This is a genomic window from Synechococcus sp. BO 8801, from assembly GCF_002252675.1.
Taxonomy (GTDB): Bacteria; Cyanobacteriota; Cyanobacteriia; order PCC-6307; family Cyanobiaceae; genus Cyanobium.
In genome coordinates this window covers 15,911-27,949 of the sequence record NZ_NQKY01000029.1, presented here as the reverse complement: position 1 = coordinate 27,949, position 12,039 = coordinate 15,911, and the positions used below count along the sequence as shown (strand labels likewise).

15 protein-coding genes and 2 tRNA genes are annotated in these 12,039 nt (G+C 72.7%); 9 read left to right on the top strand and 8 right to left on the bottom strand.

Annotated elements, in window-relative coordinates; genetic code table 11:
* The 6 genes from CJZ86_RS15270 to CJZ86_RS15245 all read right to left on the bottom strand — a co-directional run.
* The coding region (locus CJZ86_RS15270; protein ID WP_143594180.1) for a LysM peptidoglycan-binding domain-containing protein at positions 1-639 on the bottom strand (639 nt) is incomplete at its 3' end.
* Between the two features lie 59 nt (positions 640-698).
* Entirely contained in the window at positions 699-2,087 is a 1,389-nt protein-coding gene (locus tag CJZ86_RS15265) for an aldehyde dehydrogenase family protein (protein WP_094587263.1), read from the bottom strand.
* Positions 2,088-2,156: 69 nt separating this feature from the next.
* Positions 2,157-2,729, bottom strand: a complete 573-nt coding sequence (locus tag CJZ86_RS15260) for a hypothetical protein (protein WP_233134049.1) — start codon at positions 2,727-2,729, stop codon at positions 2,157-2,159.
* 56 nt (positions 2,730-2,785) lie between these two features.
* Positions 2,786-3,511 carry a GAP family protein gene (locus CJZ86_RS15255; protein WP_233134048.1) on the bottom strand — a complete coding sequence of 242 codons (726 nt, stop codon included), beginning with the start codon at positions 3,509-3,511 and terminating at the stop codon, positions 2,786-2,788.
* 127 nt (positions 3,512-3,638) lie between these two features.
* Positions 3,639-3,710: transfer RNA gene (locus CJZ86_RS15250), tRNA-Thr, on the bottom strand.
* A gap of 11 nt (positions 3,711-3,721) precedes the next feature.
* Positions 3,722-3,803 (bottom strand) — tRNA-Tyr (locus tag CJZ86_RS15245).
* A gap of 41 nt (positions 3,804-3,844) precedes the next feature.
* Between CJZ86_RS15245 and aroQ the strand changes: the two genes are divergently transcribed.
* A complete protein-coding gene (aroQ, locus tag CJZ86_RS15240; protein WP_094587257.1) occupies positions 3,845-4,300 on the top strand; it encodes a type II 3-dehydroquinate dehydratase in 456 nt (151 codons plus the stop codon).
* Positions 4,297-4,929: a MiaE family protein gene (locus tag CJZ86_RS15235; protein ID WP_094587254.1), complete on the top strand. Its 633-nt coding sequence runs from the start codon at positions 4,297-4,299 to the stop codon at positions 4,927-4,929. The genes aroQ and CJZ86_RS15235 overlap by 4 nt, the downstream gene beginning before the upstream one ends.
* Positions 4,930-4,962: 33 nt before the next feature.
* On the opposite strand, the gene CJZ86_RS15230 is transcribed toward CJZ86_RS15235, so the two are convergent.
* Positions 4,963-5,529, bottom strand: coding sequence for a 1,2-dihydroxy-3-keto-5-methylthiopentene dioxygenase (locus CJZ86_RS15230; RefSeq protein WP_094587252.1), 567 nt, complete (start codon positions 5,527-5,529; stop codon positions 4,963-4,965).
* A 98-nt stretch (positions 5,530-5,627) separates the two neighbouring features.
* Here CJZ86_RS15230 and cobI point away from each other — a divergent pair, with 98 nt between their 5' ends.
* Both cobI and CJZ86_RS15220 read left to right on the top strand, forming a co-directional pair.
* Positions 5,628-6,338 (top strand): precorrin-2 C(20)-methyltransferase, encoded by a 711-nt coding sequence (gene cobI / locus CJZ86_RS15225; RefSeq protein ID WP_198960165.1) that lies wholly within the window; start codon positions 5,628-5,630, stop codon positions 6,336-6,338.
* A gap of 28 nt (positions 6,339-6,366) precedes the next feature.
* Complete coding sequence (locus CJZ86_RS15220) at positions 6,367-7,023, top strand: DUF4079 domain-containing protein (protein WP_233134050.1); 657 nt, start codon at positions 6,367-6,369, stop codon at positions 7,021-7,023.
* Here the strand turns inward: CJZ86_RS15220 and dusB are convergent.
* Positions 6,980-8,035 carry a tRNA dihydrouridine synthase DusB gene (gene dusB / locus CJZ86_RS15215; RefSeq protein ID WP_094587246.1) on the bottom strand — a complete coding sequence of 352 codons (1,056 nt, stop codon included), beginning with the start codon at positions 8,033-8,035 and terminating at the stop codon, positions 6,980-6,982. The two genes, CJZ86_RS15220 and dusB, sit on opposite strands and share 44 nt — an antisense overlap.
* A 17-nt stretch (positions 8,036-8,052) precedes the next feature.
* Between dusB and CJZ86_RS15210 the strand changes: the two genes are divergently transcribed.
* Genes CJZ86_RS15210 through CJZ86_RS15190 form a run of 5 tightly spaced genes read left to right on the top strand, consistent with a single transcriptional unit; the run spans position 8,053 to position 11,975 of the window.
* Positions 8,053-8,562, top strand: coding sequence for a DUF1823 family protein (locus CJZ86_RS15210; protein WP_198960164.1), 510 nt, complete (start codon positions 8,053-8,055; stop codon positions 8,560-8,562).
* Between the two features lie 57 nt (positions 8,563-8,619).
* Positions 8,620-9,984 (top strand): ribosome biogenesis GTPase Der, encoded by a 1,365-nt coding sequence (der, locus tag CJZ86_RS15205; RefSeq protein ID WP_094587242.1) that lies wholly within the window; start codon positions 8,620-8,622, stop codon positions 9,982-9,984.
* Positions 9,985-10,034: 50 nt separating this feature from the next.
* Entirely contained in the window at positions 10,035-11,000 is a 966-nt protein-coding gene (locus CJZ86_RS15200; protein ID WP_094587240.1) for a CbiQ family ECF transporter T component, read from the top strand.
* Positions 11,001-11,022: 22 nt separating this feature from the next.
* The gene (locus CJZ86_RS15195; RefSeq protein ID WP_015110514.1) at positions 11,023-11,289 is read left to right on the top strand and encodes a PipX family protein; all 267 of its coding nucleotides are present in this window, start codon (positions 11,023-11,025) and stop codon (positions 11,287-11,289) included.
* Positions 11,289-11,975 (top strand): YggS family pyridoxal phosphate-dependent enzyme, encoded by a 687-nt coding sequence (locus CJZ86_RS15190; RefSeq protein ID WP_198960163.1) that lies wholly within the window; start codon positions 11,289-11,291, stop codon positions 11,973-11,975. Before CJZ86_RS15195 ends, CJZ86_RS15190 begins: the two co-directional genes overlap by 1 nt.
* Positions 11,976-12,039: the final 64 nt, after the last annotated feature.

The following is a 12,039-nucleotide window of genomic DNA, read 5'->3' as shown; positions in this document are numbered from 1 at the left end:
CCTGGTCGCTGTGGCGGCGGGCTTGGGCGCTGGCTTGGCCGCCGCCGCGGGTCGGGCGGCCGGCCTGGGGGCGGGGGCGCTGGCCGGCTTCAAGCGCAGCCGGGTGCCCGATTCCACCAGGTCGGGATCGCTGATGCGGTTGATGGCGATCAGCTGCTTCATCGGCACGCCGTAGGCGTCAGCGATCTGGGAGAGGCTCTCGCCGCTGCGGACCACGTGCTCGGTGGCCTTGCGGTTGACCGCGGCGGCCGGGGCGGCGCTGCGGGAGGAGGAGGGCACCACCAGCTTCTGGCCTGCTTCGATGTGGTCCGCCTTGCTGAGGCCGTTCAGCTGCATCAGCCGGCTGACGGTGATGCCGTGGCGTTCGGCGATTTCGGAGAGGGTTTCCCCGGGGGCCACGGTGAGGCTGCCGCCGGAGGCCCGGGGTCGGGCCGCTCCACCCGGCAACGTCAGGCTGCGGCCGGCTTCGACGAGATCGGGATCGCTGATCCCGTTGATCTTCATCAGGGTGGACACGCTCACCCGGTGGCGCGCGGCGATGTCGGAGAGGGTCTCACCGGGCTTGACGGTCACCTGGGCAGCCAGAGCCGGCAGCGGCAACACCATGGCTAGAGCCAGGGCGATGAGGGGGCGGCGCATGGGCACTAGGGATAGCTGATGGCACGTTAAGGGCCACGTCCAGGCCCGCCCAGCCCCCCTCAGCCCATCAGCCGACGGACCAGGCCCAGCTTGCCGGCGTACGGGGGGAAGCGGATCGGGGGATCGGGCCGCAGCGACCGGCTGATCACGCTGCGCCGGTGCGAGAAGGTGAGGAAGCCGGCTTCCCCGTGGTACGCCCCCATGCCGCTGGGGCCGATGCCGCCGAAGGGCAGGTTGGCCATGGCCCCCTGGATCACCGTGTCGTTAACGACCAGGCTGCCCGAACCGCTGCCCGCCAGCACCCGTTCCCGCTCCGCGCCGCCGCCGCCGAACAGATAGAGGGACAGGGGTTTCGGCTGCCGGCGCACCAGGACCAGAGCCTCCTCCAGATCCGCCACCGTCAGCAGGGGCAGGATCGGGGCGAACAGCTCCTCCTGCAGCAGCGGATCGTCGTCGGGATCGTCGACCGCCACCACGGTGGGCTCGATCTTCCGCGCGGTTTCGTCCCAGCGTCCGCCCAGCAGCACCCGGCCCCGCTGCCGCGCCTGGGCCAGCAGCCCCTGGAGTCGCTCGAAGCGCGCCGCTCCGACGAGGCGCCCCAGGTCAGGGCTGGCCAGGGGATCCGGGCCGTACAGGGCCCGGGCCTGCTCGCGCAACGCCGCCACCAGGGCCTCCCGCACCCCGGCCGCCACCAGCACGTGGTTGGGGGCCAGACAGGTCTGGCCGGCGTTGAGGCAGCGGCCCCACAGCAGCCGCCGCGCCGTGATGGCCGGATCCGCATCGGCCAGCACGATCGCCGGGTTCCGGCCCCCCAGCTCCAGCGTGATGGGGGTGAGATGACGGGCGGCGGCGGCCATCACCAGCCGTCCCACCCGCTCGCCGCCGGTGTAGAGGATGTGGTCGAAGCGCTCCCGCTCCAGCAGCTCGGCGGCCACGGCCCCGTCGCCGCCCACCACCTGCACCACAGCCGGGTCGAAGTGGCGGCCCAGCAGCTCAGCCAGCAGGGCCGCCGAAGCGGGGCTCAGTTCGGAGGGCTTGACCACGGCGGTGTTGCCGGCGGCCAGGGCATGCAGCAGGGGGTGGAGGCAGAGCTCGAAGGGATAGTTCCAGGCGCCGATGATCAGGACGCAGCCCAGCGGCTCGCTGTGCACCGCCCCCTGGCCCGGCCAGGCCCACAGGGGCAGGGGGCGGCGGCGGGGACGCATCCAGCCGGCCAGGTGGCGGCGGGTGTGGCGCAGTTCCTGCCGCAGGGTCGCCAGCTCCAGGCTGCCCTCCATGGCGGGGCGGCCCAGGTCGCTGGCCAGGGCCGCCAGCATCCGCGGCTCCTCCGACTCCAGCAGGCGAGCCAGCCGCTGCAGCTGCTCCAGCCGCCAGGCCAGGGGCCGGGTGGTGCCCTCCTCCACCAGGGCGCGCATCGTCGCCACCGGCACCGTCAGGAAAGAGGACATGGGGTGGGCCCTTTTGGCCCAGGCTGGCAAATCGCGCCCCGCCACGGCCCCCGCCGGACCCCCTGGCGCTCAGGTGCTGCCGCAGCCGGCCAGGAACACAGCTCGCCGCAGGTTGTCGAGCCGGGGGGAGGCGGGGCCTTCGAGGGCGTAGAGCAGGGCCAGCCCCAGGCTGAGGTCGCCCCGGTCGAAGGTCCGCTGGATGGCGGCCCACCACAGGTCCGGATCGGTGCCCAGTCCGTCGAGCTGCCGCTGGGCCCGCCCCATCCGCTCGGCCGGATCTCCCTCCAGCTCGATGATGGCGAAGTCGTCCGTCCGGACGCCCAGGGGCCGCAGCAGCAGCACCAGCCGCTGGCCCGGGCGGATCGGTGCCAGGGGCCAGGGGATCGGCCCCTCAATGGGCTCGCCGGGGAGGGCCCGCCGCTGCCAGAGCACCTCATCCTCCCGTTCGATCCGCACCTCCTCCAGGGGTTCGGTGCTCAGGATCGTGGGAGCTCCGATCGGGACGGCGGCCACAGCCTCGGCCCGGGCGTTGAGCGCCAGCCTGGGGGTCAGCACGCAGACCGCGGCCGCCTGCAGCCGGGCGGGTCCGGGCAGCACGGCCAGGGCGAGGCCCAGACCGATCGCCAGGCAGGTCCGGCGCACGGCGGGGAGCAACGGGGTGCCGACCAAGGGGATGGGGGGACGCTAACGGCTGGCGCTCAGCCGGCCATGGTCAGCAGGTTCAGGCCGTGCAGCCCTTCGACCAGCAGGTAGGCCCCGAGCACCAGGGCAAGGACCCCCACGAGCCACTCCGCCTTGTGCTGCAGCCAGTCCTCCAGGCGCACGATCGGCTCCCGGATCGCCCCGCCGCTCACCAGCCAGGCCAGGGGCGGCAACAGGAGCAGGGAGCTGGCCATCAGGGTGAACAGCCCGGTCACCTCGGCGTCGGCGGTGAGGCCGGGATCGTTGACCAGCAGCAGGCCGGCTTCCTTGAGGTAGAAGACCAGGTTCTCCGGGGTGAGCAGGGCGCTGGTGGCACCGATCAGCACCAGCGTCAAGGTGCTGAAGTCGGGCAGCTGGTTCATCAGCCGCAGGGCCATGCCCTCCTCACCGATGTTGGCCTGGGGCGTCAGCTGATACAGCCCCAGGCCCACGAGGGCGCCGGCCCCGAGCAGGTCGATCAGCACCTGCTCCCGTTCGCCGTGGCTGAGGCTGATGGCGAAGGCCTCCCCCAGCACCATCAGCAGCACGATGGCCAGGGCATTGGCGGCCGCCCAGCCGGCCACGTAGGCCATGGCCCGCTGCAGCGGTGAGCGACCCAGCAGCAGCAGGGTGACCACCGCGATGTGCAGGGGGCTGAAGGCGATGCCGATCCCGAACAGGGACGACTGGGTGATCAGGGCCGGCGACAGGAGCGCCGGGACGCCGAGGACGAAGGGGGACAACAGGGGCGGCAAGCAGACCGTCCGGGCGGCGAAGGTCCCGCATTCTCGGGCATGTTCCCGGCTGACTGCGAACGGGACTGCACCTCCTCCACAGGGTGGCCGGGGCGGGGAAGGGGCTGGGGGGGAAAGCCCTTGACGAGATTTGAACTCGTGACCTCTCCCTTACCAAGGGAGTGCTCTACCACTGAGCTACAAGGGCATGTGGAAAGGTGGGCCGGGTTGGATTTGAACCAACGTAGGCAGAGCCAGCGGATTTACAGTCCGCCCCCATTAACCACTCGGGCACCGACCCGAACCACACCTTCAGAACTTACCAGCCGACCTTCCCACCCCATGCGCCTGCTCGTGCTCCATGGCCCCAACCTCAACCTGCTCGGCCAGCGGGAGCCGGGCCTCTACGGCAGCAGCACCCTGGCGGCCATCGATGCCGCCCTGGAGCAGCAGGCGGCGGCGCTGGGGGTGGAGCTCGCCTGCTTCCAGAGCAACCACGAGGGGGCCCTGGTGGACCGCATCCAGCAGGCGGGCGGCCAGGCCGGGAGCCCGGCCTGCGACGGGATCCTGATCAACGCGGCCGCCTACACCCACACCTCGGTGGCGATCCGTGATGCCCTGCTGGCGGTGGCCCTGCCCTTCGTGGAAGTCCACCTGAGCAACACCCACGCCCGCGAAGCCTTTCGCCATCGTTCCCTGCTGGCGGACCGGGCCCTGGGGGTCATCTGCGGCTTCGGCCCCACCAGCTACCGCCTTGCCCTCGAGGGCCTGGTGGCCCACTTGCAGGCGGCGGCATGAGCGGCGCCTCCCTGCCCGTGGCGGACGAGGCCCCGCCGGCCGCGGCGACCCGGATGAGGTGGCTGGCGGCCCCCAGCAGCGCCGCCTGGCTGGAGCAGGCCCTGGCCCACCCGGAACTGCTGCTGATCGACCATGCCCATTGCGAGCGCAAGGCGGCCGGCGCCGCCCTGCAGCTGATGTTCCGCTACCCCTCCGACGGGGAGCTGGCGGCCGTGCTCAGCCCCCTGGCCCGGGAGGAGCTGGAGCACTTCGAGCGGGTGCAGGCCCTGCTGGAGCGGCGTGGCCTCGGCCTGCGGGCCCTGGCCGCCCCGCCCTACGGCGCCGCCCTGGCCGCCCTGGTGCGCCGGCAGGAGCCGGAGCGGATGCTCGACAGCTTCCTGGTGGCGGGTCTGATCGAGGCCCGCAGCCACGAGCGGATGGCCCTCCTGGCCGCCCACAGCCCCGACCCGGAGCTGCGCGACCTCTACGCCGACCTGCTGGCCAGCGAGGCGCGCCATTTCGGCCTCTACTGGGTGCTGTGCGAACGGCGCTGGCCCCGGCCGGTGGTCACCGATCGGCTCACGGCCCTGGCCGCGAGCGAGGCGGAGATCCTGGCCAGCCTCCATCCCCAGCCGCGCATGCACAGCTGAGCCCTGCCGCGCAGGCACCGCTGAGCCGCCCGATCAGGCCGCAGCCAGCACCTCCTCCAGGAGGGGGAAGCGCGTGGCGATCGGATCGCCGGTGAAGCTGGCCACCCAGCCGTCGCTGTTGTCGAAGAAGCGCAGGGCGCAGAAGAACGGACGCGCGCCGGTGTCGAACCAGTGGCGGGTGCCGGCGGGCACTCCGATCCAGTCGCCCTGCTCGCACACCACCTGGAGCACCTCGCCTTCGATGTGCAGGCAGAAGAGGCCGCGGCCCTCCACGAAGAAGCGCACCTCGTCCTCGGCGTGGGTGTGCTCGGAAAGGAATTTCGCGCGCAGGGCCTCCCGGTCCGGATGGTCGGGGCCGAGCCGGATCGCGTCCACGGTGCGATAGCGCCCCTCGGCCTGGACCCGGGCGATCTCAGCGGCGTAGGCGGCCAGGATCGCGGCCTGGTCGGCGTCCGTCGCCAGGGAGGCCGGCGTGGCCCAGCGCTCGAAGCGCACCCCCCGGGCCCCGAGTTCCCGGGCGATCACGGCGGCGTCGCTGCAGCGCAGCTGGGGGGCGGCGTGGCCGTCGCCGGCGGCGGAACGGATCACCAGGTGGGTCATGGGTCGCTCCAGGGCGTTCTGGGGATCTGCAGCCTAGAAAGGTCTGCAGCGGACTTCCCCCCATCGCCGACCGTGCTGCCAGCGCCGGCCTCACCCTGGTGGGGGTGGGGCCCGGCGATCCCGACCTGCTCACCGTGGCGGCGGTGCGGGCGATCGAAGCCGCCGACACCGTTGCCTACCCGGTCGCCCGCGAGGGGGCCGAAGGGATGGCGGCCGCCGTGGCCGGCCCCTGGATCGGCCCCGGCCAGCGGCGCCTGCCCCTGGTGTTCCCGATGGTGGCGGCGGCCGAGCCCCGGCGTCAGGCCTGGCATGACGCCGCCGACCGGCTGGCGGCCGAGGTGGCCGACGGCCGGTCGGTGGTGCTGCTCTGCGAGGGCGACGTGTCCCTGTTCGCCAGTAGCAGCTACGTGCTGCTGGCCCTGCGGGACCGCCATCCCGCCCTGCCGGTGCGCCTGATCCCGGGCATCAGCGCCGTGGCGGCGGCGGCCGCTGCCGGGGCCTGGCCCCTGGCCCTGCAGCAGGAGGGGTTGCTGATCCGCCCCACTCCGGAGCTGCCTCAGGAGCTGGAGGACCTCTTGGCCCAGGCGGCGGCCGGCGGCTGGGTGCTGGCCCTGCTCAAGCTGGGGGGGCGCTGGCCCTGGGTGCGCCCGCTGCTGGCCGAACGGGGCCTGCTGGCGGATGCGTTGTTTGCCCAGCGGGTGGGCTGGCCCGACCAGCGGCTCTGTCCGGCCGCCAAGGTGCCCGCTGCCGAGGTCCCCTACTTCTCCCTGCTGCTCATCCGGCAGGGGTGGCCGGCGGTGCTTCCATGACCGTTCGCGTTTTGCCCCGCCCTTGCCGATGCCTTCCGCCGGGATGACCGCCACCGGGATGACCGTCACCGACTGGTTCGCCCTGCTGCACCCGGTGCTGATCATCCTGTTCGTCTACCCGGTGGTGGGCGCCACCATCCGGCTCGGGATCCTGGCGCGGGAGCGCCGCCTCGACATCAACCCCCTGCCGCCGACGGTGGGGGTGGAGCACACCGACCACGGCCGCTGGGTGACCTCGGGCGTGGTGGTGGCGGTGCTGATCGCCATGGCGGCCACCTATGCCCGGGGGGGCGCCGTCGGCGGCGCCGGCACCGGCGTGGCCCTGCTGCTGGCCGGCGTGGGGTGCCTGGTGAGCTGCCTGGCCCTGTGGCGGGCCAAGGGCCCCTGGCTGCGGGCCGGCTTCGCCCTGATCTGCTGGCTGGGGCTGCTGACCCTGGGCAGCCAGCCGGCCCTGTGGCACCTGGGCCGCAGTCCCTTCGAGGGGGGTGTGTGGGGGTCCCACTACTGGAGTGGCGTGCTGCTCTGCGGCCTGCTGCTGTTCGCCATGGCGGCGGCCCCCGAGACCCTGAGGTCCCCCCGGATGCGGCGGCTGCACGTCAGCGCCGCCTTCCTCACCGCCCTGCTGCTGGCGGTGCAGGCCATCAGCGGCAGCCGGGACCTGCTGGGCATGGCTCTGGGTCACTGACCTCCAGCTCCGCCTCCGCCCGATCCAGCAGGCCCAGTGCGCTCTCCAGGCTGGGGGCCACCATCAGCTCCCGGCGCAGCCGGGCGGCGCCGGCGAAGCCCTGGCAGGTCCAGCCCAGGTGCTTGCGGGCGATCAGCAGCCCCTGATCGCCGCGGGCGGCCACCAGGGCCTCCAGGTGCTCCCTGGCCAGGGCGATCCGGGCGTGGCTATCGGGCTCGCTGGGCAGGGGCCGGCCGGCGAGGGCCGCCGCGATGCGCCCCACCAGCCAGGGGCGCCCCAGGGTGCCCCGCCCCACCATCACCCCGTCGGCGCCGGTGATCGCCAGGCAGCGCAGGGCGTCTTCCGGGCTGGCGATGTCGCCGTTGGCGATCAGGGGAATGCGCAGGGCCGCCTTCACCCGGCCGATCGCGTCCCAATCCGCTTTGCCTGAGAACCCCTGCTCCCGGGTGCGGCCGTGCAGGGTGAGGGCGCGGGCGCCGGCGTCCTGCAGGGCCAGGGCGAAGCCCACAGGATCGGCGCTGGACCCGCACCAGCCCAGCCGGGTCTTCACCGTCACCGGCACCCGAACCGCCGCCGCCACCGCCGCCACGATCCGCAGGGCCAGATCCGGCTGGCGCAGCAGGCCGCTGCCGCCCCCCTTGCGGGCGATCTTGCGCACCGGGCAGCCCATGTTGATGTCGATCAGCCAGGCCCCGGCGGCCTCGGCCCGGCGGGCCGCTTCGGCCATCGCGTCGGGCCGGTGGTCGAACAGCTGCACCCCAACCGGGCCGGGATCCTGGTCGAGGGCCGCCATCTTGGCGCCGCCGTGGCCCAGCTCCAGGGCCGTGGCATTGACCATCTCCGTGAACAGGAGCGCCTCGGGGGCCCAGCGGCGCACCAGGGCGCGGAAGATCCCGTCGCTCACCCCCGCCAGGGGCGACTGCAGCACCCGGCAGGTGAGCAGCCTGTCGGTGCCGTTGCCTTCCAGCTGCAGGGGGCCGGTGGGGCAGGGATGGGGGGCGGGGCTGGGCATGCTGGGGTCACTCTCGGATGCCAGACGCCGCTTTGGACGCTGCCGCCGCTCCCCCCTTGAAGCCCGATGGTGCCCCGGAACCCTTCCCCCTCAGCCGAGCCCTGCTGGAGGTGGTGCTGGATGACCGCACCAGCGATCGCTTCGTCTGCCGCCTCATCTGGGAGCGGCTGGGCTACCGCCCGGACGCCGAGGGTCGCTGGCAGGCCGGGCCCGACACCCCGCCGGCCTGGGCCGAGGCCTTTCCCGAAGCGCCGGAGCTGATCGCCGAGCGGCCCGCGAGCGTGCGGCTCACCCGTTCGGTCGCCCCCGAGCACAAACAGCTGCTCAAGCAGCAGCTGGGCTTCGCCGGGTACCGCATCGGCGGCCTCTACCCCCGCCGCACCCGGCGGGCCACGGCGGTGAACTGGCTGCTGGCCCACCTGGCCGAGCGGGGCGAGCCGCTGACGGAGGCGGGCCCGTTGCCGGAGCTCCTCGACCCCCCCGAAGATCCGGTGGCCGGCCATCCCGGCGATCCCCCGGTGGGTTGAGGCGTCCGTGGCTCTGTAGGGTCTAGGTAACGCATCCGTCGTAAGGAATAAGTCAGATTGGCGCTCCCCGTCGTCGCCGTGATCGGACGCCCCAACGTGGGCAAGTCCACGCTGGTCAACAGGCTCTGCCGCAGCCGTGAGGCCATCGTTCACGACCAGCCCGGTGTGACCCGGGACCGCACCTACCAGGAGGGTTTCTGGGGTGATCGCATCTTCCGGGTGGTGGACACCGGCGGGCTGGTGTTCGACGACGACAGCGAATTTCTGCCCGAAATCCGGGAGCAGGCCAACCTGGCCCTGGCCGAGGCGTCGGTGGCTGTGGTGATCGTGGACGGCCAGCAGGGGGTCACCGCCGCGGATGAATCGATCGCCGAATGGCTGCGGGGCCACAACGTCCCCGTGCTGCTGGGGGTGAACAAGTGCGAGTCGCCTGATCAGGGCCTGGCGATGGCGGCCGACTTCTGGGGTCTGGGTCTGGGCGAGCCCCACCCGATCTCCGCCATCCACGGCGCCGGCACGGGCGATCTGCTCGACCGGGTGATCAGCTTCCTGCCGGCCACCACCGAGACGGACGAGGCCGAGCCGATCCAGCTGGCGATCATCGGCCGTCCCAACGTGGGCAAGTCCAGCCTGCTGAATGCCATCTGCGGCGAGAACCGGGCCATCGTCAGTCCGATCCGCGGCACCACCCGCGACACGATCGACACCACGATCGAGCGGGAGGGCCATACCTGGAAGCTGCTCGACACCGCCGGCATCCGCCGGCGCCGCAGCGTCGACTACGGCCCGGAGTACTTCGGCATCACCCGCAGCTTCAAGGCGATCGAGCGCAGCGATGTCTGCGTGCTGGTGATCGATGCCCTCGACGGGGTCACCGAGCAGGACCAGCGCCTGGCGGGCCGCATCGAGGAGGACGGCCGCGCCTGTGCCGTGGTCGTCAACAAGTGGGACCTGATCGAGAAGGACAGCCACACCATGAGCGCCATGGAAAAGGAGCTGCGGGCCAAGCTCTACTTCCTTGACTGGGCGCCGATGCTGTTCACCTCCGCCGTCACCGGCCAGCGTGTGGAGAGCATCTTCGCCATCGCCGCGGTGGCGGTGGAGCAGCACCGCCGCCGGGTGAGCACCTCGGTGGTGAACGAGGTGCTGCAGGAGGCCCTGCGCTGGCGCTCGCCCCCCACCACCCGCGGCGGCCGCCAGGGCCGCCTCTACTACGGCACCCAGGTGGCGACACGCCCGCCCAGCTTCACCCTGTTCGTCAACGAACCCAGGCTGTTCGGCGACACCTACCGCCGCTACGTCGAGCGCCAGATCCGCGAGGCCCTGGGCTTCGAGGGATCGCCGGTGCGGCTCTTCTGGCGCGGCAAGCAGCAGCGGGACGCCGAGAAGGAGCAGGCCCGCCACCAGAGCCGGGGCGGCTGAGGTCGATGGGGACGGCGATTCCAGGGGCGATCCAGGAGGGCCTGGCCTGAATGGACTGGTTGCGGCAGCTGCCGATCGGTCAGTACGTCGATGACGGCGAGGGCGGTGAGTCTGGCGATACCGGCGGCCGCGGCAGCTGGCTGCGGCGGCTCGATCCCCGGGTGAAGCTGGTCTGGACGGTGGCGTTCCTGGTGACGCTGATCCTGGCCGGGCCCCTCTGGCGGTTGTCCCTGGTGGGGCTGCTGCTGCTGATCACCGCCGTCAGCGGCCTGCCCTGGCGCCTCTGGCGGCAGAGCCTGCCCCTGCTGATCGCCCTGGCGCTGCTGGTGGGCCTGCTGGCCGCCCTGCTGCCGGCCGGAGGGGGCGCACCGGCCAGCCTCCAGCGTCCCCCCGCGGAGCTGCGGCTGGTCCCGGCCCCCCCCGGTGCCCCACCCCCGTCCCGGGCCGGCCTGTCCTGGGAACTGGTGCGCTGGGGCCCCGTGATGGCCGGGCCCCTGGAGCTGGGCCCCCTGGTGGTGACCCGCCGTTCGGCCGAACTCGGCATCAACGGCGCCACCCTGCTGTTCACCGTCATCCACAGCGCCAACCTGCTGCTGCTCTCCACTCCCCCCGAGGAGCTGGTCTGGTCCATCGCCTGGTGGCTGGCCCCCCTGCGGGCCCTGGGCTGGCCCGTGGAGCGCCTGGGCTTCACCCTGCTGCTGTCCCTGCGCTTCCTGCCCCTGGTGCAGGAGGAACTCCAGAACCTGCTGCGCTCGATCGCCACCCGGGCGGTGAACCTGCGGCGCCTGGGCTGGAAGGCCAGTCTGGGCCTGGTGCTGGCGGTGGGGGAGCGGCTGCTGGCCAACGTGCTGCTGCGCTCCGAACAGGGGGCCGAGGCCCTGATGGCGCGGGGCGGGATGTGGCTTCCCCCCGACCGCCTGCACCAGCCGGCCGCCACCCCCTCCGGCGCCAGCCTGGCGGCGGTGCTGGCCCTGGCGGCCCTGCTGGCGCTCCGCTGGAAAGTCGGTGCCCTTTAATGGCCCCAGCCTGCAGGGAGTCGTGAGCACGGAGCGCTATCTGAACCACCCGACCTTCGGGATGCTCTATCGGGTAGCGCCGGTGGCCGAGAGCCGCGACCTCTATGCCACGCTCTACGCCCAGCGGATCTTCTTTCTCGTCACCCTCCAGGAGCGTGGCGCCCATTTTGAGGTGATCCCCCTGATGGACGCCCGCCACTTCGCCGAGCAGAACCTGGCCCGCTGCCGGCGCGAGGGGCCCGAGGCCCAGGCCCGCTGGCGCCAGCTCTTCGACCAGACCTTCATCTGATGGCACAGGCGTCGCCCGCGGCGGCGGAGGCGTTCGGTTCCAGCCTGGCGGAGCGACTTTCGGCCCTCCAGGCGGCGTTGCCAGCCTCCACCCACCTGCTGGCGGTGTCGAAAGGCCATCCGGCCGAACTGGTGCGCCAGGCCGCGGCCCTGGGCCAGCGGAGCTTCGGGGAGAGCCGGCTGCAGGAGGCCATCGCCAAGCAGGACGCCCTCGGGGACCTGCCGGCCCTCGACTGGCACTTCATCGGCCGGCTCCAGGCCAACAAGGCCCGCGCCGTGCTGCGCCGCTTCGGCACCATCCATTCCGTCGACAGCCTGGAGCTGGCCGAGCGGCTGCAGCGCATCGCCGCCGAAGAAGGCCTGGCCCCGGGGATCCTGCTGCAGGTGAAGTTCCGCCCCGACCCGGCCAAGACCGGCTTCGAACCGGACGAGGTGCGGGCCCTGGGGGCCGACCTGGGGCGCCTGGCCCCCCTGCGCTGCCTCGGTCTGATGACCATCGCCCCCCTGGGGCTCACCCCCGGGGAGCGGCTGGAGCTGTTCAGGGAATGCCGCGCCCTGGCCGATGCCCTGGGGCTGCCGGACTGTTCGATGGGGATGAGCGGCGACTGGCGCGACGCCGTGGCGGCGGGCAGCACCTGGGTGCGCCTCGGCAGTGTTCTGTTCGGAAGTCGCCCAATCCAGCCATGAAAGGGCGTTGGGATCTTGCCGGCTCGGATGTGGGACGCTATTCAAGGCCAAGCATCCTTCCCGA

Bases quoted from the DNA above. Each gene is read 5' to 3' on its own strand.
- CJZ86_RS15265 (WP_094587263.1), bottom strand. From the start codon at position 2,087: ATGTCCTCTTTCCTGACGGTGCCGGTGGCGACGATGCGCGCCCTGGTG.
- aroQ (WP_094587257.1), top strand. From the start codon at position 3,845: ATGCGCCTGCTCGTGCTCCATGGCCCCAACCTCAACCTGCTCGGCCAG.
- CJZ86_RS15235 (WP_094587254.1), top strand. From the start codon at position 4,297: ATGAGCGGCGCCTCCCTGCCCGTGGCGGACGAGGCCCCGCCGGCCGCG.
- CJZ86_RS15230 (WP_094587252.1), bottom strand. From the start codon at position 5,529: ATGACCCACCTGGTGATCCGTTCCGCCGCCGGCGACGGCCACGCCGCC.
- CJZ86_RS15220 (WP_233134050.1), top strand. From the start codon at position 6,367: ATGCCTTCCGCCGGGATGACCGCCACCGGGATGACCGTCACCGACTGG.
- dusB (WP_094587246.1), bottom strand. From the start codon at position 8,035: ATGCCCAGCCCCGCCCCCCATCCCTGCCCCACCGGCCCCCTGCAGCTG.
- CJZ86_RS15210 (WP_198960164.1), top strand. From the start codon at position 8,053: ATGCCAGACGCCGCTTTGGACGCTGCCGCCGCTCCCCCCTTGAAGCCC.
- CJZ86_RS15200 (WP_094587240.1), top strand. From the start codon at position 10,035: ATGGACTGGTTGCGGCAGCTGCCGATCGGTCAGTACGTCGATGACGGC.
- CJZ86_RS15190 (WP_198960163.1), top strand. From the start codon at position 11,289: ATGGCACAGGCGTCGCCCGCGGCGGCGGAGGCGTTCGGTTCCAGCCTG.